The organism is Polaribacter marinaquae, assembly GCF_038019025.1.
Classification (GTDB): Bacteria; Bacteroidota; Bacteroidia; order Flavobacteriales; family Flavobacteriaceae; genus Polaribacter; species Polaribacter marinaquae.
Genome location: NZ_CP150496.1, coordinates 945,424 through 966,254, shown reverse-complemented (window position 1 = coordinate 966,254; position 20,831 = coordinate 945,424). Strand labels below are relative to the sequence as shown.

The following is a 20,831-nucleotide window of genomic DNA, read 5'->3' as shown; positions in this document are numbered from 1 at the left end:
ACATGAATAAAAAGGAAAACCCATTTTGGGAAAATGAAGAAGGAAAGCTAAAAATATCAAATTCAGAATTATTGAATTTCTTAGGAGCAAATGGTTTTGTAAGGTTAAAATTGTCACCAACAAACTATTTATTAGTAAAGAAAAAAGATAATAGAATTAGATTGTCATCAGAAGAAGAGATGATAGCATTTGTTGGAGATTATTTAATAAGGGAAAATCAGGAGAAAGTTTATGAGGCTTTTGTTAAAAGTGTTGGTCAATATATATCAACTAAAAAATTAAGCTTTTTAGAAGTAAATGAACTGCCTGATGATAGGGATTCTAAAGATACAGGTATTTTTTATTTTAAAAACTGCTATTGTTTGGTATATAAAGAAGGTGTAGAGGTAAAAGATTATAGTGAATTACCTTATGTAATCTGGAAGAATAGATTAATAAACTGTGATTACAGTAAGAGAGAGACCTCAAATATTGGTCAATTTGAACAGTTTTGTAAAAATATTACAAACAATGAAGACTCACGTTTTTTAACTTTAAAAACTATATTAGGTTATCTACTTCATAGGAATAAATCAAGAGGAGAAGATAAAGTGATTATTTTATATGATGAAAATATGCTACTTAATGATAAAACTAATGGAGGTACTGGTAAAACATTATTATCCGATGCGTTGTCAAAAGTACGAGAACTAGAATTGTTTGATGGTAAATCTATTAAAGGAGATAGTTGGTTTAAAAATCAACGTATTGGCTTAACAACAGATATTATAACTTATGATGATTTGAATAAAAATATCAGTTTAGAGATGTTTTATTCTATGATTACTTCAGGTATTGAAGTTGAAAAGAAGAGGAAAGATGCTTTTTTTATTAAAAAAGAAGAATCCCCAAAAATTATTATTACTTCAAATTATCCTGTAAAAGGACCTGGTGGTTCATCAGATAAGAGAAGGAGGTTTGAGTTTGAGGTAGCTAACTATTACGACGAAGAATTTACACCAGAAGTTGAATTTGGGAATAGGTTCTTTAATGAAGATTGGGGTATAAATGAATGGCAAAAGTTTTATCATTTTCTAATGGAATGTTTAAATGACTATTTGAATTATGGATTGGTTAAAGCTCCTTCTATTAATTATAAAAAAAAGAGTTTAGAAATAAAGACATCAGCTGATTTTGTCGAGTTTGCTGATAGTTTTATAGAATATAACCAATGGATGGATAAGAGAGTAACTGAAGAGTTGTTTAACGATTTTTTTCCTAATCAAAGGACGTCATCTCATCAATTCAAAAAATTTTTGAGTGAATATTCTGTCGAGAATGATGCAACTTTGGAATTAAAATCTACAGGAGGTAAATATTTATTTAAAATGATTAAAAAAGAAAAGGATGATGAAGAAAGTAGTTTATAAAGTAACAAATAATGAAACTGAAGAGGTTTACATAGGTATAACAAGTAAATCTATTGATGATAGGAAAAAAGACCATTTAAAGAAGTCTAAAAAAGGAAAAAGCTATGCGTTTCAAAATGCAATAGCAACTTACGGAGCAGATGCCTTTAAATGGGAGCAGATTGATACAGCAATCACAACAAATGAATTAGCTAAAAAAGAGAAAGAATATATTTTAGAATATAATTCAAAAGAACAAGGGTATAATTCTGATAGTGGTGGTGGAATCCAAAAAGCTGTCTATCAATATGATATGTTAACAGGAGTATTAGTTAATAAGTACTCTAATTTAACAGATGCAAGCGCTACAATTGGCTTAAATAAGCAAGACTTGTCAAGTGTATGTTTAAGTGTAAATAAAGTCTCTAAAGGCTTCTATTGAACTTATGATTATGTTGATAAATTTATTCCTAAAATTGATAAAAGGAGGAAGAAAGTTTGTCAGTATAATATGCAAGGTGAATTTGTCAGAGAATTTGAATCTGTAGCAGAAGCTTCAAAATATTCTGGATGCAATAAAACATCAATTGCGAAAGTCTGTAGGGAAGAAAGGAAAACCTGTGGAGGTTTTATTTGGAAATATTTATAGAGTTAAGTTAAAAAAAAGGTAGTGTAAAAGCTACCTTTTTTTAATGAAAAAAGTCCTACCGAAGCAGGACTAAAGATTTTCATCTACGGCATATAGCCTTATTGTGATAAGATTAAAGATTAGAAATTTTAATCTAAAGTAAAAGTAATAAGATTTTATTAATTATTCATAAAATTTTATTAATTTTATTGTTCTTATTACAAAAATTGCGAAAAAGAAATGAATAAAATACTTGGATTAGATCTAGGAACTAACTCTATTGGTTGGGCTTTAATAGATACAGAAAATGATTCTATTTTAGGAATGGGAAGTAGAATTTTCCCTGAAGGTGTTGTTAACTTAGGTGAAGGCGAAGGTAGAGAAACCTCAAAAAATGCTAGCAGAACAGAAGCTAGGGGAGTTAGACGACAAATTTTTAGAAGAAGACTTCGTAAACGTTATTTATTAAAAGAACTAGCAAAACACAACTTATGCCCTATTTCACCTACTTTAGTAAAAGATTGGAATGGAACTGATATTTTCAATAATGAAATAATTAAAGAATGGTTTCAATTAAATCCTTACGAATTAAGAGCAAAAGCAATTCATGAAAAAATTACTTTAATAGAGCTAGGTAGAATCTTTTATCATATGATTCAAAGACGTGGCTTTTTAAGTAATAGCAGAAGTGCTGGTGCTGATGTTAAAGAAACGAGTACCATTTTTAAAGGAGATTCAAAGATTGGAAAAATAGGAATTAGTGATACATTAAAAAGTATTGAACAAAATAAAACTCTAGGTTCTTTTTTACATAGTATACAGCCCAAAGAAAGTGAACCTTTTTCTGGCGAACTAGAACGTATTAGAAATAGATATACCACAAGACAAATGTATATTGATGAATTTGAAACTATTTGGGAGTTTCAAAAACAATTTCATTCTGAACTTAACTCTATACTAAAAACAATACTTGGCGGAAGAAAAAAAGATGGTTATAAAGAAGATGGTGTTTTATTTCATCAAAGACCTTTACGTTCTCAAAAGCATTTAGTAGGCTATTGTTCTTTTGAACCTAAAAAAACAAAATGTAAAATAAGTGCAATACCTTTTGAATTATTTAGAATTTACCAATGGATAAATACGCTTTCTTATGATGTTAATGGAGTTAGACAAAAAATCACATTAGAAGAAAGACAAAAAATCATTAACCTATTACTATCTAAAGAAAAACCTAGCTTTAAAGAAATTAGAAAAAAAATTGGCAAATTAGATGGAAGTTATCAATTTAATTACAAAGACAATGATAAAATAGTTGGCTCTCACACTATTAGTAATTTATCAAATAAAAAATTCTTTGGTCATAAATGGTTTGAATTTTCTGAAAAAGAACAAGAAAACATTTGGCATGTGCTTTCTTTTTTTGATGATAGAGAAAAATTAAAAGAATACGCCATAAAACATTGGAGTTTTGATGAAGAACGAGCTATAAGAATTTCTAAATTTAATTTAAAAGATGGCTATTCTAATCTTAGTAGAAAAGCAATTTTAAATATTTTACCCTTTTTACAAAAGGGATTCATGTACGATGTTGCAGTTGGTTTAGCAGGTGTTAAAAATGCATTGTCCATAAACTGGGAACAACATAAACAATTTGTGTTAGACAATGTACCAGACATAGTACGCTCAAATTTAAAAGGTGGTTATATAGAACCTCTTAAAAGTATGATGAAAAATGAATTTAATTGTACTGATAAGCAATTAGAAAAACTATATCATCATAGTAGTGCGATTGAAACAGAAAAAATTCTAGAGAGACTTCCTGTAAATTTACATGCGGATAGAGAAATACAAAAAATTAAAAACCCTGTTGTAATAAGCGCTTTATTTGAAATTAGAAAACTAGTTAATGAGTTAATTGATACCTATGGTAAACCTAATCAAATAAAAGTTGAATTAGCTAGAGATTTAAAAGCATCTAAATCTAACCGTTTAGAAACTCGGAAAAAACAAAAAGAATTAGAAAAACAAAACGACAGAGTAAAGGTTGAACTAGAAAACTTAAATCAACGAATCAACCACATTAATATATTAAAATATAAACTCTGGGAAGAATGTAACCACACCTGCCCTTTTACAGGCAAAGTAATTACGATAAGCCAGCTTTTTACAGGAGAAGTACAAATAGAACATATTTTTCCTTGGAGCAGGTCTTTAAATGATAGTTTTAATAACAAAACACTTTGCTTTGCTGATGAAAATAGAGCAAAAGGTAATAAGACACCCTACGAATTTTATAGCGAACAGGGAGGTCAAAAATGGGAGGCTATTAAAATACAAGCTTTAAGCTGTTTTAAAACCAAAGCCAATTATCCTAATTGTTATAATAAATTCAAGCATTTTGTGAAGAAAAAACATGATGAAGATTTTATTAGTCGTCAGTTAAATGATACAAGATACATAAGTAAAGAAGCTAAAAATTATCTTTCTAAAATATGCTCTAATGTACTAGTAGCTCCTGGGCAAATGACAGCTACTTTAAGGCATCATTGGGGTTTAAATAGTATTTTAAACAAAGAAGATGAAACTAAAACTAGAGATGACCACAGACACCACGCAATAGATGCTTTAGTCATGGCATGCTCTACTAGAAGCCATTTACAAGAATTAAGTAAAAGAAACAGATATAACAAAAACCATGATTTAAAAGATTTTCCAGATCCTTGGTTGAATTTCAGACAAGATGCAGAAAATGCTGTAGCACAGATTTTAGTATCTCATAAAAACCATAAAAGCTTATTAACAGTTAGAACCCATAGCACTAAAAAGAAGGGAGTTGTACATAAAAATATTGGTGTTGCTGCAAGAGGACAATTGCATAAAGAATCTGTTTATGGTTTAAGAAAAGCACCCAATTCTAAAGAAGCATTTCATATAAGAAAACCTTTAGAAAGTTTAACAACAGAAAAGCATTTAGAAAAAATTGTTGATGATAGTGTTAAACAATTAATTTATAAAAGAATACTTAATATTGGTGGCTTTATAAAAGGAAAAATACCCAAAGAAACTTTTTTTGTAGTTGATGAAAACGGAATAAAGCAACCCCAAATATTTTTACCAAATAGAAATGGTTTACCTGTGCCAATAAAAAAAGTAAGGATAAAAGAAAATATAGGAGGGGCAGAAAAACTAAAGGAGAATATAAACCAATATGTTAACCCAAGAAGTAACCATCATGTACTTATTTATAAAGATATTGAGGGTAATTTAAAAGAAGATGTTGTTACATTTTGGACTGCTATAGAAAGAAAAAGACAAGGGATTGATGTTATTCAATTACCAAAAGACGGAGAAGAAATTGTGACAACATTACAAATTAATGATATGTTTTTATTGGGTCTTTCTGAAAATGAAATTAATTTAAATAGTTCTAATTACCAATTGTTAAATCAATACTTATATAGAGTACAAAAATTATCCTCTAAGTATTATGAATTTAGATTAATTTCAGAATCAAAGATTGATAAAAAATCAATCCCTCAATATAGAAGAATTACTGGTTATGGAGAAGGGATTGGTGGTTGGCTAACTCACAAACCAATTAAAATAAAAGTTAATAGTATTGGTAAAATAAAAAGATTGTAGTTTTTAATAACTATAATAAAAGTTCATTGACATATTTTTAAGGTTTGATTAAAGATTAGAAAAAACGATATTTGTAGCTCTTGTCATTTCTTGCGGACTCGCGTTGTGGTTTGATTAAAGATTAGAAAAAACGATATTGGATGCAAGATGTAAAGCAATTGTAGAAGTGTTGTGGTTTGATTAAAGATTAGAAAAAACGATATTATCTTTTGCGCTGTAATCAATAGGCGTTACGTTGTGGTTTGATTAAAGATTAGAAAAAACGATATTAGCATTGTTAGATACGGTTTCTTACTATCAGTTGTGGTTTGATTAAAGATTAGAAAAAACGATATTAATTTTAAAACTAAATGTTTATCGTCCAACGTTGTGGTTTGATTAAAGATTAGAAAAAACGATATTAACCAGCAGGTGTTGAATTTTACAAAATAAGTTGTGGTTTGATTAAAGATTAGAAAAAACGATATTCCGCATCGCTATCATTCATTCCTAAACACCGTTGTGGTTTGATTAAAGATTAGAAAAAACGATATTAAAAGAAACTATAGAGCAAACTCATAATGTGTTGTGGTTTGATTAAAGATTAGAAAAAACGATATTAATTAGTTTCGATTACGCTTTTAATGAAGTGTTGTGGTTTGATTAAAGATTAGAAAAAACGATATTAGTTGTTATACTAGCTTCTAATTATCATATGTTTAAGTGAAAATATCGGATACAAAAAATGCTTCTTGCAAAGACATAATTGCTTTGTTTGAAGCATTTTTTGTTTTCTATTAAAACAATTCTAACTGCATAGGGCTAGGCTCTTTAGGCACAATTACTTTACCCCAAAAATTTATTATATTTCCATATTGTTTATCGGTAATTCTTAGAATACTTACTTTACCAAATGGTGGTAAAAGTGCTTTTATTCTTTTTTCGTGTGCATCTGCACTTTCACTACTTGCACAATGCCGCATATATACAGAATACTGCATCATAGTAAAACCATCTTTTAAAAGGTTTTTACGAAATTGCTGCGCATTTCTTCTATCTTTTTTTGTTTCTGTTGGTAAATCAAAAAATACAAATAACCACATAACCCTATATTTATTTAGTTCCATAATTTTGGGTATACAATTTTTCTGGTTTTACCACTAAAACATTGTTGCAAAGAACTGGTTGTGGTAGACAAAGCCACCATTAAAGGGCTTTCTTTCTCTTTAAAATAAACAGTTTGTGTAAGAATACTTAACAATTCTAGTTTTATTGGTGTAATGAGGTCTTGTTCATTATAATTTTTCATTATTTCTAAAACTTTTGCATCTACTAATGGTCTGTAAGGTTCCATAATATCGTCTGCTAAACAAAATGCATTGTATTTATTATGATGATGAATTCCTAAAGTACTTAACAACCCACTGCCAGAAAGTGCTCTTGCAACAGCAGACCTTAAAACAATATACCCATAGTTTAAAAACAAATTTGGATACACACCTACGCGTTCTCTTTTAAAATTGAAGTCAAAAATATTTTTCCAATAGTAAGAAGCTGAAACAGCTTCCCTGTTATCGGAATCTCCACTTAAAACTTTTGATGCATAATAACCTAAAGGACTACTGTTTTTTCCAAGTTTCTTTAAAATTTGAGCTTGATTACTAATCTTCAATTTAACAATTTGTTGCCACAATTGTTTTTTTAAGGGCTCAGTCGCATTAATTTGATTTTCAAAATGTCTTTGCTGTATATGATGGTTATCTAAATTTAACAACATACTTTGAGGCATATGTTTATTATCGCAAAAGATTACACTAACATTATTACTTGTAAGTTTAGATAGTGCTGGAACAGAAATATATGTTTCTTGATTTTCTATAACTATAAAACCAATGTCTTCTATAGGTACTGTTTTTACAATTTGTGTATCATTTTTTATTACTAGCTGTTCATATTTAGTTGTTAATGAGCATTTATTACTAAAGAAAAGGGTTCTTTTAATCATATTTTTCTTTTAAAAGTAAGAAATTCCCCTATGAATCATCTATTTAAATTATAAAAGCTATTTTTTAGTATCCTACATTAGGGATAGTAAAGTTTACAATATTAAAATATAAGGCACACTTTTAGGCACACTAAAATAATAGAGTTAAGGTAAGTACTATAAACACTAATAAAACAAAAAAAGGTTCGAATCCTTCAGGGCTCACTTAAACCATCACAGAAATGTGATGGTTTTTTGTTTATATAAAGTTTTTATAATCTCAGTTTTTCTAATTATTTAGAAATCAATAAATAATATTTTAAGGTAATTTTATTTATTAACAATCTACTTTTATAATTGATAATTGCTTCTTAAAAAGTATATATTCGCCCTCTAATTTCTCCAAAGAGCTAATCTATATTAGGTAAATGAATAACGTTAAAAACTGGTTGCATTATTATAAAAATAGTTTAATAGATAGCGAGAATTTAGCCGTTGATATTTCTAGAATAAAAAATATTTTTCATCAAAATTATTGTGACTTAGGCGCAGGAACAATCAACCCTAATAACGCAGCTGATATGTTAGATTTTGAAGAAAAAAGAATCAATCGGTTAAAAGGAATTACCAATAAAGAGCATGTAAATTGGTACACAATTTTCGATACAGAAATAATTATAGCACCTTTTCAGTTAGATGTAATTTCAGCAGACCAAAATTTTAAGCAAAAATCTATTTATCCTTTTTGGATAACCGCAAGAGTAAATAGAGCAGGTCAATTATCATCACCAAAAGAAATTTTTCCGCTATTTGTTCGTGATTATTTAGATCCTAAAGCAGATATTGGAAACGATTTTATTTTTTCATCCACAGAAACAATTGCAGAAGCTAGAGAAATAGAAAAACCAGAAGCTGAAGATGAGGTTTTGCCTTGGGATGTTTATTGGGAATATGTAAATATGATTTTTTCTGAAGTGACTTACAATGCAATTGCGAGTTATCATGCAGAAGGATTTACAACAAACCATAAAGCGACTTATTTTGCAAGAAGTTCTAAGATTTCTGCTGCAAAAAGTATCTTATTTTTATATGAAAACTTATTAAGTGAAACAGAAGAATTGCCTTTAATTTCTAAATTAATAGATCCTAATTTAAAGCAGAAAAGAGAACCAATAACAGGTGCTGGTTTTTTAAATTATAATCATTTACATTTAGGTCAAATGTCTAATGAGTTTCCGCTTTCTATAAGTCAGAGAAAAACTTTATTATCATATTTTACAGCAGAAGAAAATGCAATTACTGCTGTAAATGGTCCGCCTGGTACCGGAAAAACAACACTTTTACAAAGTTTGGTTGCTACAGAAGTTGTTAGAGCAGTTATTGAAGGAGATGATGCGCCAGTTATTTTGGCATGTTCAACAAATAACCAAGCGGTTACAAATATTATAGATAGTTTTATTAATTCTAAGAGTACTTTAGGTGATTTGGCAGAAAGATGGATTCCTGGTTTTAACGGCTATGCCACTTATTTACCTTCGAATTCTAAAAGTGAAAAAAAACTTAAAGATATAAATTACCTTAAAGGCAATATGTTTGGCAATGAAGGTACTCTGTGTGATTTAGAAAATGAAAAGTATTTAGAGGATGCAAAACATTTTTATTTTAGTAAATATACCGAGTACTTTAATGTGGAATTAGATTCGTTAGAAGATGCTTGCCTTCAACTTCAAGAAGAAATAACTATTTTACAAGATAATTTAATTGACGGAGTTCGTATTTCTCAAGATTATTTGAAATCCATTAAAAGTGTAAATAATCTTTTACTTAATAAGAAAGATCATATTCAGAAAAATACCATTCAAATTTCTAATTTACAGAAATGGAGAACGATACTAAATACACTTAAATCTTCTTCGGATGAGCGTAATTTTTTAGAGGAAGTAGAACAATACTTTGAAGTAGATTCTAAAAATGAAAACTCAGATAAAATTTTTAAAATTGATAAAGAAGTTTTAAATAATTCTGATGCTACATTGATATTTATCAAAAAATGTATTGCAGATATAAATCTAGCTTTATCATCCAACTTAAAATTAAAAAACTGGAAATTTAAAAATAGTATTACTGGTTACCCATTTGTCTCTGAAGAACAAATGTGGGAGTTTGAGTATGAAAAAATGGAATCTGAGGATAAAAGTCATCGTTTTTTTTATGATGAAATTGATTTAAATATTCGTCATAAAGCTTTTTTATTAGCAACACATTACTGGGAAGCAAGATGGATTTTAGAAACCGAAGATGTTCTACTTAACGAAACAGAAAAAGGAACAGGAGAAAGAGTAGTAGCTGCAAAATGGAAAAGAAGAGCAATGTTAACTCCTTGTTTTGTTGCAACTTTATATATGGCACCTTCACACTTTTTATTTAGTCAGTTTCAAGGTGAAAACGAAAACGGAAAAGCTGTTTTTGAATATTTACCATTGTTTAATTTTCTAGATTTATTAATTATTGATGAAGCCGGACAAGTAACTCCAGAGGTAAGTATTCCTATTTTTTCGTTGGCAAAAAAAGCAATTGTTGTAGGAGATTTAAAACAAATAGAACCGATTTGGTCTATACCTCCAAAAATTGATTCTGGTAATTTGTTAAATCAGCATATTGTCTCTAGTCAAGATGATTATAATTATTTAAAAGAAATTGGTTTTCTGGCATCTAATGGTAGTATCATGAAAATGGCTCAAAATGCATGTGAATATGAAACACCGCTAATTACAAAGAAAGAAAACGGATTGTTATTATTAGAACATAGAAGATGTAATGATGAAATTATTGGTTTTTGTAATGAATTAGCTTATGATGGTATTCTTAAACCAATGAAAGGAAAAGCAAGTAAAGATCAAATTTTTCCTTCTATGATGGCATATCATATAGAAGGTTTAAGTGAAAGAAAATTTAGTAGTCGTCATAATAAAAATGAAGTAAAATCTATTATTATGTGGCTAAACAGACATAAAGCTGATATTCAAAAAGCATATAATGTAGAATCCATAGAAAAAGTATTAGGAATTATTACACCTTTTGCTAGTCAAAAAACCGAATTATCTAAAGCTTTGATAGATTCTGGTTTTAAAGTAAACGATATAAAATTAGGCACAGTGCATGCATTGCAAGGTGCAGAGCGAAGTATCGTTTTATTTAGTTCTGTTTACAGTATAGAAGATGAAGGTGTGTTATTTTTTGATAGAGACAATAAACCCAACATGCTTAATGTTGCAGTTTCTCGAGCTAAAGATAGCTTTATATTATTTGGTGATACAAGAATATTTGATGAATCAAAAGATGTGCCTTCTGGTGTCTTAAAAAAACACCTAAATATAGAGGTGTTGCCAAGTTAAATATTGTGCATAGAAATGAGTAACCATTTTTTTATGGTTACTCAAATTACGTTAACAGACGTATTTAAACTTACTTTTGGGGGTATAATTATCTTCTTGTTACTGTAGCAAATACTTTTAAAGTATCTTTCTTTACAATAACAGCATTATCTAAAGTTAACTTAATTACATGTTCTGGGTTAGATACTTGAAAAATGTAACTATACTGTCTAAATGATGTTATGTGGTAATTTGGGAATTCTTTTGCAACTACAGCTTTATTAGACTCATAATGTTCTATTTCTGTCTTTGCTGGTTGACAACTGGCAAGCATTAAACTTGCAAATAATGTTGTTAAAAAAACTTTTTTCATCTTAAAATAATTTTTATAAAATTGAATAAAAACTATTATTTACAATCAGAAACTAATTTTTAGAGGTTGATACTTTAGTTATTCTGGAACTATAAAATAATAGAACAAAAATACGTGTAAAGTTAGGGTGCTTTATTTTGTATTATAATTTCGATTGATGTAAATAAATACATAAATCTATAAAATAATTATAAGCTTAATTCAGGGAGTTCAATTGCTTAGAATTGATATTGTAAATGTACAAAAAATTATTTCATATTTAGAAAAGAAAAATCAAAATTTAATCCAAAATTTAAAAACGGATTGCTCAATTCTCCTCCTTTAGCTTTTACATAACCAAAAGCACTTCTTAAGCTTACTTTATTAGTTAGTTGATAATTTAGTCCTAAACTTGGTTTTATAATCAATCCTTCGCCTGTGCTAATGTTTCCGCCACCGGCTGCACCAGCTAAAATTTGTGTGAAAATCGTGATACTTTTATTAAAAAAATTACCAGATTTAAGACCTAATCCAACAATTCCTTCTGCATAAGCACCTGCATTACCAAAGTTAGCAAATGAAGTTTGACCTGCTACATATAAATTTTTAGAAAGATCAAAGTTAACTTGTAAGGATATTTGGTGCATATCTTCTGTATCTAATTCCATACGTTCTGCATCTAAATACCAATCTTGCTTTACAATAAGTTGTATTCCTTTAAATTTACCTTCTTTAAAGTTTTTATAACTTGATTGTATCCCATTTCTATCTACATAATATTTTAGACCAAATCCGTAAGTAGAAGTTGTAAAAAATTCTGTGTTTGGTGTAAATAAATATCCTTTATTTAATGCTAAGTAAGTATTACCAAATAATTTCTGTTCAATAGAAATATCTGGTGAAATCATAAATCCACCATCAGAATTAACGCCACCGCCACCACCGGCGCCAATTGCAAGTTTGGTTAATATGTTTGTTCTATATTTATTAAAAGAGAAATTGTAACCAGCTCCTAATAAAACATCCATATAGCCAGCTCTAATTCCGCTGTAAGCACCATCTAGCTTTAAAAAAGCAAACCAATTTTCTGTAATGTAATTTGCAAATTCAAAACCTGCTAATCTAATTGTTTTGCCTTCAATAACTCCTCCTGCATAATTTTTGGCTTTAAAAGCTTTTAAATTATTAAAATGTATTGTTAGAGATGATTTTTTAGTAGGATTATTCCAAGATGAATTTTCTAAATCTTGAATTGAAAATTTTTCATCAATAACATTATAATCAGAATAATTAAAGTTTACCGGGATTTCTACTGCAAAATTTAATTGACTTCCGTTAATTTTTCCATCATCAAAAAAGTTCACATAACTGTAACCAGCATTTAAGTTGAAATGATCAAATTTATAGCCTAGATTAAAGTGGGGTAAAATAAAGGCACCACCACCATCTGCCGCAGCTGCTCCACCGCCGCCACCAAAATGAAAACCGGTATCTATAAATAATTTTTCGGTTAAAAATTTCTTGTATCCAGCATTAACGCCAAGTGTAAAAAAACCACCTCTTCTACCAGTTACAGCACCATAAATACCTAAACCTGCATACAAATCATCATTTAAAAATAAATTATAATGTATTCCTGAAAATCCCATGTTTGGTTCATTAGGAATTTCTAGTTGTGGCATTTCAATAGATAAAAAATCTACTTTTAAAAATCCGTTTTGCACTTTTTTTTCTGGAACTAAATTCGTTTGAGAAGTAAGAATTTGAGTGCAAAAAATGGTAGCTAAAATTAATAAATAGTTTTTCACAAGTGTAATTTTAAAATTTTTATCTTTTTTCAACTGTAATAATAACTGTTTTTGATGTTGGTGTGTTACTTTTTCTAGCCACACTTTTTATTGGTACAAGCACATTTGCTTCTGGAAAGTAAGTTGCTGTACATTGCTTGGGTATATCGTATTTTACAACTAAGAATCCTTTTGCAATTCTTTTTTGATTGTTAAAATGACTCACCAAATCTACTAAATCTAATTGATTTAAATTGTTTTCCTTCATGTCTTCTTCATTCATAAAAACAATTCTTCTTTCGTTTAAAACTCCTCTATATCGATCATTTAAGCCATAGATAGTTGTGTTATATTGATCGTGAGTTCTAATTGTCATCATTATAAATTCATTTTTATTTAAATTTAAATCAGATGGTTGATTTAGTGTAAAATTTGCTTTTCCTGTGGCAGTAGGAGAGAAGTTGTTATCTCTAGCGTTGTTGGGTAAATAAAAGCCGCCTTTAATTCTTGCTTTTTCATTATAGTTATCAAAACCAGGAATTGTTGCTTCAATTTTATTTCTGATTAAATCATAATCAGAAGCAAGTTTGGTCCAATTCACATTCGAATTAACTAAAGTAGCAGTTGCCATACCTGCAACAATTGCAGTTTCACTTAATAAAAAAGGAGAGTGAGGTTTTAAATGACCTTTAGATTGATGCACAACTCCCATAGAATTTTCTACGGTTATAAATTGTTCTCCATTGGCAGTAATATCTTTTTCTGAGCGTCCTAAACACGGCAAAATTAATGCTTGTTTACCGTGAATTAAATGACTTCTATTTAGTTTTGTAGAAATATGAACTGTAAGATTACAGTTTCTTAATGCATCTGCTGTGTATTCTGTATCTGGAGTTGCAGAAACAAAATTACCACCCATTCCAATAAAAACCTTAGCTTTACCTTTATGCATAGCTTCTATAGAGTTTACAACATCATAACCATGTTTTCTGGGTGCTTTAAATGAAAACTCTTTTTCTAAATTATCGATAAACGAATCCGGCATTTTTTCCCAAATACCCATAGTTCTATCTCCTTGAACATTAGAATGACCACGAACGGGGCAAGTTCCGGCACCTTTTTTACCAATACTTCCTTTTAACAGAAGAATATTAACTAACTCTCTAATATTATCAACTGCATTTTTATGCTGGGTTAAGCCCATGGCCCAACAAATAATTATTTTATCATTATTAATTATTAATTCGGTAGCTTTTTCAATTTCTTCTAGGGTTAAACCTGTTTGAGGTAATAATTCTTCAATAGAAAAAGTATCAAGATCATTTAAAAGAGCATCTAAACCTTCGGTTTTGCTATTTATAAATTCATGATTAAAAACAGAATTAGGCGATGCTACTTCTTTTTCTTTCATTAATTTTAAAATAATTTTAAGTAAGGCAACGTCACCGTTTATTTTTACTTGTAAAAATAAATCGGTTAAATCTTGACCAGAACCAACCCATTTTAATGGATCCTGTGGATCTTTATAATTTAGTAAGCCTACTTCTGGTAACGGATTTACAGTAATTATTTTTCCGCCATTATTTTTAGTTTCTCCTAATGCGGTTAACATTCTTGGGTGATTAGTTCCTGGGTTTTGCCCCATAACTATAACTAAATCAGCATGATTAAAATCCTCTAAAGTAACAGATCCTTTACCAATTCCTAACGTTTCTGAAAGTGCGCTACCACTAGATTCATGACACATATTAGAACAATCTGGTAAATTATTAGTACCGTAATGTCTAACAAACAATTGATATAAATATGCTGCCTCGTTACTTGTTCTTCCAGAGGTGTAAAAAATTGCCTCGTCTGGAGATTGTAAAGCATTTAATTCTTGTCCAATTATAGAAAAAGCGTTTTCCCAAGAAATTTCTTCGTAGTTATCTTTTCCTTCTGGCAAATACATGGGTTGTGTAATTCGTCCGCTTTTTCCAATTTCATAATCAGATAATTTAGAAAGTTCGTTAACAGAATGTGTTGCAAAAAATAGCGGCGAAACTTTATCTTTGGTAGCTTCTTCGGCAACAGCCTTTGCACCGTTTTCACAATATTCTGCTAAAAAAGCTCTTTTAGCATCTGGATCTGGCCATGCGCAACCAGGGCAATCAAAACCATCTTTTTGATTTAAATTTTTTAATAAACCAATACCTTTTACCAAACCAACTTCTTTTGTAACATGCTTTAATGCGGAAGTAATTGCTTTAAAGCCAACCGCAGAATCTGGAATGTCTTTTAACTTAATTCCGGTAAGTTTTTCTGGTGGTTGTGCGTTTGTATTTTTAGACATAAGTTTCGTTATTTTGAATGTATGATGGATTTGCGTAAACTGTCATTTTGTTGTCTCTCGTAAAACCTATTAAGCAGATACCGAATTCTTTAGCAAAATCTACGGCCAAAGAAGAACAAGCAGAAACGGCAATAATTACAGGTATTTTAGCGATAAATGCTTTCGAAACGATTTCATAAGAAACTCTACCACTTACCAATAAATAATTTGCAGCTTTTAAATTATTATTGATTAATAAATCGCCAACAATTTTATCTACTGCATTGTGCCTACCAATATCTTCTTTAATAGACAATAAATTATTTTTTTTATCAAAAATTGCAGCTGCATGACTACCTCCAGAATCTTTGAAAGTGTTTTGTAAAGCACTCATTTTAACAAACATTTTATGAATTTTGTTTGCTGAAAGAAGATTTTTATTTGATAATTTTTTTCCAGAAATTTCTAAGTCTTTTAATTCTTGTTTTCCGCAAATTCCGCAAGAAGAAACAGACAATAAAGTGCGTTTGTTTAAATAGCCTTTTCCTAAGTTTTCTTTGCTGATGTTTACATTTATAATTGCAGGAATATTCTGTGTAGTTTTTATGATTTCGAACTCAAGAGCACTACTTTTTTTATAAATATCTTCGGCGTAAAGTAAACCTCTAATAAGTTCAAAATCGTTATCAGGAGTTCGCATTACAACAGTATATGCATCATTATTAATATTTATCTGTAAAGGTGCTTCTACAACTAAATTATCTTCAATAGAAGATTGATTTGAGTCTGTAATTTTTAATCCTTGGTAAATAAATGTTTGCATAAGCCGTAAAGTTAACCTTTAAACGTAAAAAAATAAAGAAAATAGTGTAGTTAATTTAAGAGGTAACTAGGTGATTATGCTTTGGAGCAAACAATACAAATTAAGTTATTTTTAAAATCTGTTGTTAAAAAAAGATATGTATTTCCACCATCTTTAATTTTAGTTTCTTTTCTAATTTGCGCTACTGTTTTAGGGAAATTTCGAGTCGTAATATTCGCTTTATTATCTAACAAGATTTTTTTAATCTTCTTCTTATCGTAATTTAAAATATGTTCAATTTTAAAAGTTCGACCCGGAAAATCTATTTTATTTTCTGATGTATATAAATGCGAGTGTTGCTGAAGTTTAAAAACGTTTAACTGATTTGTAATTTGATGGAATCCGCCAGATTTTAGAATCGCAGCATTTGGCTCGTACAAATAGGTAAGTGGTTCAGAATAATTAGAAACAGACTCTTGTTTATAAATAAAACTAAAATTTTCTGTTTTTTGTTTACCAATATTTACGGTAATGATTTTGATAGAATTATTATACTCTTTTTCTAAAATGAATAGTAACTCTTTAACTTCGTTATGAACCGCTATTACATGAATTTCTTTGACAAATTTAAGCTCGTTAATAGCACTTGTAATGTCTAAAATTGGTGAATTTTTAATTAAGATTATACTCGATTTAGAAAACAAAAAATCTATGTTTTCTGGCACATTTGGTAAACAATCTTTTAATAAAAAAACTTTTCCTTTTGCATCGTTTCTTCTAGAAGGATCTATATAAATACAATCGAATTTTGCATCTGTATTTTTTAAGAAATCCAATCCGTTTCCAGAAAAAGTTACAATATTGTTTTTTTCTAATTGCTGATAATTATGATTTACAATTGCTGATAAATCAGTATTAATTTCGCAATGTGTAACTGCTTTAAAGTTTTCAGAAAAATAGTAACAATCTACACCAAAACCACCGGTAATATCGATAATAGTATTTCCTTTTACAAGACTTGCCTTGTATTTCCCTGTAATTTCAGAAGAAGTTTGTTCGATACTTAATTTTGCAGGATAATAAATCTTATCCGCAGTAAACCAAGTAGGTAGTTTTTTTTCAGATTTTTGTTTCGCTACAATTTGGTTTGCCAATTCTTGTACAGTAATATCTTTAAAAGGGCTTCCTTTTAAAATCAATTTGGTAATATCAGCCTTTAAATTATCTAAAATAAATTGCTGAACTTCTGTACGTAAAATGGCTAAATTCAAAAGAAATTACAAGTCTTTGGTTAATGATTTTACAATTTTATTATCAGATAAAAACTCTTTTAAAATAACTTTTAAAGCAGTATAGCAAGGTACCGCAGTTATCATACCAAGAACTCCAAAAAGTATGCCTCCAATAATAATTACTAAAAATATTTCTAAAGGATGAGATTTAGTTGTTTTCGAAAAAATTAATGGTTGACTTGCAAAATTGTCTATTAATTGTGCAATTAAATACCCAATCATTACATAAATTGTAGTTGGTAAAATTTCTTCTTGAAAGTTTAAACCAATATTACTTGTCATCGATAAAATAAACATTAAAACAGCACCAATCATTGGGCCAACATAAGGTATTAAGTTTAATAATGCACATAGAAAAGCAATAACAACAGCATTGGTAATACCAAAAATTAATAAAATTAAAGTGTATAAAATAAATAGAATTGTGATTTGAAGTAGCAAACCAATAAAATATCTAGAAAGTAAATTATTAATGGTTTCTAAAGATTTAGAAAATCTTGTTTCTGTACCGTTAGGTATAATTGCAAGTACTCCTTTTTTTAATATTTGACTGTCTTTCATAAAAAAGAAAGAAATAAATAATACAGAAAATAAGCCAACGCTTAAAGAACCAACAGCACCTAAAACAGAGTTTAAAAGGTTTGGTATTTCTTTAAATTGAGATAAAAAATCTACATTTTTTAATTCGCTTAAAACATCAATACCTTTAGATGCAAAGTACGAAGTTGTTTGATTAAAAATTTCTTGAATATTGTTCTGCAATTCATTTACTTCTAATAACGATAGGCTTTTACCTTGTTCTGCAACTAAAGGTATAAACATAACTATTAAGCCTGTTAAGAAACCAAGCATTAATAACATTGTAAAAACAACGGCAAGCGTATTGGGGAATTTTAATTTTCTTCGTAATGTAATTATAAGTGGTCTCGCAATTAAAGAAAGTACACTTGCAATAATAATATATACAATTACAGACTGAATAGCATACAAGAAATAACCAAGTAAAACTATACCAATTATTATAGCTAAAGCTCTTAAAATACCGTTTGCAATTGTTTTAGAAGTCATTAATTATAAGCTTTTACAGTTCCCATACTTAAATTATTACCATTTGCAAAAGTATGATTAGTTGGCAGCATTGTACCACTTTCTGTTGTAATCCAATTTTGCCAAGTTGCTGGAACTTCTACCATTTTCATGCTAGCAACATTCATTTTGTAGCTAATTGGTACATAGTTCTCATCCAATATCCAAAGATAAGAATCTCCGGGTGTTGTTCCGCCAGAAGTATGTTTTACTAAAAGTGCATCTTTATCATTTACTTTTTTAATCGTTCTAATTGTACCATCATCAAAAAGTTTGTGAGGTGCAACCAACCAAAAAGAATCGTTATTAAAAATATCCCAAGCACGTTTTACAATTTTCTCATCAGCAATATCTTGCTTAACATCATTATAAAAAACTGTACTTTTTTCTTTTGCTTGCGGATGTAAGTTTACACGGATTGTATCCCAAGAAACATCTGCAATATGATTTTCTTTGTCCCATTTAAAATGCCTTCTTCCGCCAAAACTCCATTCTATAAAACGTGTGTTTTTATAGTTTTCATGCTTAATAGCTTTTAATATTTTGTGAGCCAAGTCATCTGCTTTTTTATTGTAAGCTTTTACGTTGTTCATTGATATTTCTAGGCCAAAAAGCGAAAGTTTATGTTTAGTAGGTAACTTTATGCCAGATTTGGTATTTTTCCAATCAGACCAAGTAGCCGATACTCCGCCAAGAGGAATAATAGATGTCCACATTTTATAAGAAATAGGTATATTATTCTCATCTAAAATCCATAAATAAGAATCTCCTGGGGTAGAACCGCCGGTTTTGTATGTAATTAAAAGCGCATCTTTATCGTTATAATTTACAAGGCGTCTTTCTGTACCGCTGTCAAAAACTTTGTAAGGTGCAATTAACCAAAAAGAATCGTTGTTAAAGTAGCTTTCTGCCTGCTTAATTAAGTCGTCATTTTTAGTAAGTTTATCATTTATATAAACTTCAGAATCTGATGGATTTTTAGTTTTTAAAAGAACTTTATTTTCATCCCAAGAAACTTCAACTAAATTTTCTTGTTTGTGCCAAACATAAAAATGTTCGTTTATAAAATTCCATTCTATAATTTCTGTAGTGTCAAAAGCATCTTTATTTAAGGCTGTTAACATTTTAGTTGCCAAAGCATCTGCTTTTTCACCCTTTTCTCCGTTTGGTAATTTTTCGTTATTAACAAAGTAATAAATACCTAAAAATAGGATTAAAATTAAAAATAGAAAACCTAGGATTTTGAAAAATTTCTTCATGAATATTAGATAAATTAGACTGTAAATTTATCAATTTTAAATAAGTTATGATTTGTTTTCTTTAGAATAATCTAAAATAGATTTTTAATGACAGAAAATTTTTCTAAACTTTTTGGGTAATTCTTTCGAAATAGTAATTTTTTCTTTCGTAAACGGATGTGTAAAATCTAAAGTTGCTGCGTGTAGAAACAAACCTTTTCCATTTAGTATTTTATCTTGTAGAAAATACTCTTTATCTCCTAAAATAGGATTTTTTAAAGAAAATAAATGCTTACGTAATTGGTGTTTTCTACCTGTTTCTGGTTGAAGTTTTACTAAATTTAAAAAATTGAAACGTTTAGAAATTACGGATTCTAAAACTTCGTAATTTGTAAAAGCTTCTTTGTTGTCTATTGGTTTGTCTATATAACCTTTAGCGTTCATTTTACCAATTGTTACTGCAAAATATGTTTTTCTGATGTTCTTTTCTTTAAACAATTTACTTAGTTCAATAATAGATAAACTTGTTTTGCCAATTAATAACAATCCACTAGTTGGGTAATCTAATCTATGAACTGGTTGCGGTTTTACTGCATCTGCAAGCGAACTCTTAATAAGGTTTTGCGATAAAGCATTTGCAATAGTTACAAATTTGTTACCGCTAACTAAAATACCTGCAGGTTTGTAAATAATAGCTAAATAGTTATCTTCAAACAAAACTTCTAAATCTAGTTTTAATCTTTCAAAAGTTGAAGTGTTTTCAGATTCATAAAGATCTATTTTTTCTCCTCCCAAAATATATATTCCAGTTGTAGCTATTTTATCATCAATAAAAATATGTCCTTTTTTAATAGCTTTTTTAATTCCTGATTTTGTTGGTATAGCATTAAATATTCCGACGCTGTATTCTTGAAAACGAATCGGTTTCTCTAATTTTTTTACAAAATGGGTTTCTAGTAAATTCAATA

The 20,831-nt window shown here is 28.9% G+C and carries 15 protein-coding genes and 1 CRISPR repeat array; of the genes, 5 read left to right on the top strand and 10 right to left on the bottom strand.

Annotated elements, in window-relative coordinates:
* Window positions 1-2 precede the first annotated feature (2 nt).
* The 4 genes from WG950_RS04400 (at window position 3) to cas9 (ending at window position 5,658) form a co-directional block, all read left to right on the top strand.
* Window positions 3-1,409, top strand: a complete 1,407-nt coding sequence (locus WG950_RS04400) for a primase-helicase family protein (RefSeq protein WP_340934364.1) — start codon at window positions 3-5, stop codon at window positions 1,407-1,409.
* On the top strand, window positions 1,387-1,830 hold the full coding sequence (locus tag WG950_RS04395) for a GIY-YIG nuclease family protein (RefSeq protein ID WP_340934362.1): 444 nt from the start codon (window positions 1,387-1,389) through the stop codon (window positions 1,828-1,830). Before WG950_RS04400 ends, WG950_RS04395 begins: the two co-directional genes overlap by 23 nt.
* A gap of 24 nt (window positions 1,831-1,854) precedes the next feature.
* Window positions 1,855-2,037, top strand: coding sequence for an NUMOD1 domain-containing DNA-binding protein (locus WG950_RS14125; RefSeq protein ID WP_377499848.1), 183 nt, complete (start codon window positions 1,855-1,857; stop codon window positions 2,035-2,037).
* Between the two features lie 219 nt (window positions 2,038-2,256).
* Window positions 2,257-5,658, top strand: coding sequence for a type II CRISPR RNA-guided endonuclease Cas9 (gene cas9 / locus WG950_RS04390; protein WP_340934360.1), 3,402 nt, complete (start codon window positions 2,257-2,259; stop codon window positions 5,656-5,658).
* Between the two features lie 36 nt (window positions 5,659-5,694).
* Window positions 5,695-6,324: a CRISPR direct-repeat array (repeat unit 36 nt; unit sequence GTTGTGGTTTGATTAAAGATTAGAAAAAACGATATT).
* A 110-nt stretch (window positions 6,325-6,434) separates the two neighbouring features.
* Here the strand turns inward: cas9 and cas2 are convergent.
* The gene (gene cas2, locus WG950_RS04385; RefSeq protein ID WP_340934357.1) at window positions 6,435-6,764 is read right to left on the bottom strand and encodes a CRISPR-associated endonuclease Cas2; all 330 of its coding nucleotides are present in this window, start codon (window positions 6,762-6,764) and stop codon (window positions 6,435-6,437) included.
* The gene (gene cas1, locus WG950_RS04380) at window positions 6,755-7,642 is read right to left on the bottom strand and encodes a type II CRISPR-associated endonuclease Cas1 (protein ID WP_340934354.1); all 888 of its coding nucleotides are present in this window, start codon (window positions 7,640-7,642) and stop codon (window positions 6,755-6,757) included. The genes cas2 and cas1 overlap by 10 nt, the downstream gene beginning before the upstream one ends.
* A 407-nt stretch (window positions 7,643-8,049) precedes the next feature.
* On the opposite strand from cas1, the gene WG950_RS04375 reads away from it, so the two are divergent.
* The gene (locus WG950_RS04375) at window positions 8,050-11,016 is read left to right on the top strand and encodes a DEAD/DEAH box helicase (protein ID WP_340934352.1); all 2,967 of its coding nucleotides are present in this window, start codon (window positions 8,050-8,052) and stop codon (window positions 11,014-11,016) included.
* A gap of 88 nt (window positions 11,017-11,104) precedes the next feature.
* On the opposite strand, the gene WG950_RS04370 is transcribed toward WG950_RS04375, so the two are convergent.
* The 8 genes from WG950_RS04370 to WG950_RS04335 all read right to left on the bottom strand — a co-directional run bounded on the left by WG950_RS04370 (window position 11,105) and on the right by WG950_RS04335 (window position 20,829).
* The gene (locus WG950_RS04370; RefSeq protein WP_077808860.1) at window positions 11,105-11,368 is read right to left on the bottom strand and encodes a hypothetical protein; all 264 of its coding nucleotides are present in this window, start codon (window positions 11,366-11,368) and stop codon (window positions 11,105-11,107) included.
* Window positions 11,369-11,616: 248 nt separating this feature from the next.
* The gene (locus tag WG950_RS04365) at window positions 11,617-13,155 is read right to left on the bottom strand and encodes a hypothetical protein (RefSeq protein WP_340934348.1); all 1,539 of its coding nucleotides are present in this window, start codon (window positions 13,153-13,155) and stop codon (window positions 11,617-11,619) included.
* A 19-nt stretch (window positions 13,156-13,174) separates the two neighbouring features.
* Window positions 13,175-15,466, bottom strand: a complete 2,292-nt coding sequence (locus WG950_RS04360; protein ID WP_340934346.1) for an FdhF/YdeP family oxidoreductase — start codon at window positions 15,464-15,466, stop codon at window positions 13,175-13,177.
* Entirely contained in the window at window positions 15,459-16,268 is an 810-nt protein-coding gene (gene fdhD / locus WG950_RS04355; RefSeq protein ID WP_340934344.1) for a formate dehydrogenase accessory sulfurtransferase FdhD, read from the bottom strand. Before fdhD ends, WG950_RS04360 begins: the two co-directional genes overlap by 8 nt.
* Before the next feature lie 74 nt (window positions 16,269-16,342).
* Window positions 16,343-17,518, bottom strand: a complete 1,176-nt coding sequence (locus WG950_RS04350) for a class I SAM-dependent methyltransferase (RefSeq protein ID WP_340934342.1) — start codon at window positions 17,516-17,518, stop codon at window positions 16,343-16,345.
* Window positions 17,519-17,524: 6 nt separating this feature from the next.
* On the bottom strand, window positions 17,525-18,607 hold the full coding sequence (locus WG950_RS04345; protein WP_340934338.1) for an AI-2E family transporter: 1,083 nt from the start codon (window positions 18,605-18,607) through the stop codon (window positions 17,525-17,527).
* The gene (locus WG950_RS04340) at window positions 18,607-19,884 is read right to left on the bottom strand and encodes a hypothetical protein (RefSeq protein WP_340934336.1); all 1,278 of its coding nucleotides are present in this window, start codon (window positions 19,882-19,884) and stop codon (window positions 18,607-18,609) included. The genes WG950_RS04345 and WG950_RS04340 overlap by 1 nt, the downstream gene beginning before the upstream one ends.
* Window positions 19,885-19,968: 84 nt before the next feature.
* Entirely contained in the window at window positions 19,969-20,829 is an 861-nt protein-coding gene (locus WG950_RS04335) for an RluA family pseudouridine synthase (RefSeq protein WP_340934335.1), read from the bottom strand.
* Window positions 20,830-20,831 lie beyond the last annotated feature (2 nt).

What these genes read in the sequence shown, in the direction of transcription:
- WG950_RS04400 (WP_340934364.1), top strand. Translation starts at nt 3, where the DNA reads ATGAATAAAAAGGAAAACCCATTTTGGGAAAATGAAGAAGGAAAGCTA.
- WG950_RS04395 (WP_340934362.1), top strand. Translation starts at nt 1,387, where the DNA reads ATGATGAAGAAAGTAGTTTATAAAGTAACAAATAATGAAACTGAAGAG.
- cas9 (WP_340934360.1), top strand. Translation starts at nt 2,257, where the DNA reads ATGAATAAAATACTTGGATTAGATCTAGGAACTAACTCTATTGGTTGG.
- cas2 (WP_340934357.1), bottom strand. Translation starts at nt 6,764, where the DNA reads ATGGAACTAAATAAATATAGGGTTATGTGGTTATTTGTATTTTTTGAT.
- cas1 (WP_340934354.1), bottom strand. Translation starts at nt 7,642, where the DNA reads ATGATTAAAAGAACCCTTTTCTTTAGTAATAAATGCTCATTAACAACT.
- WG950_RS04375 (WP_340934352.1), top strand. Translation starts at nt 8,050, where the DNA reads ATGAATAACGTTAAAAACTGGTTGCATTATTATAAAAATAGTTTAATA.
- WG950_RS04370 (WP_077808860.1), bottom strand. Translation starts at nt 11,368, where the DNA reads ATGAAAAAAGTTTTTTTAACAACATTATTTGCAAGTTTAATGCTTGCC.
- WG950_RS04360 (WP_340934346.1), bottom strand. Translation starts at nt 15,466, where the DNA reads ATGTCTAAAAATACAAACGCACAACCACCAGAAAAACTTACCGGAATT.
- fdhD (WP_340934344.1), bottom strand. Translation starts at nt 16,268, where the DNA reads ATGCAAACATTTATTTACCAAGGATTAAAAATTACAGACTCAAATCAA.
- WG950_RS04345 (WP_340934338.1), bottom strand. Translation starts at nt 18,607, where the DNA reads ATGACTTCTAAAACAATTGCAAACGGTATTTTAAGAGCTTTAGCTATA.
- WG950_RS04340 (WP_340934336.1), bottom strand. Translation starts at nt 19,884, where the DNA reads ATGAAGAAATTTTTCAAAATCCTAGGTTTTCTATTTTTAATTTTAATC.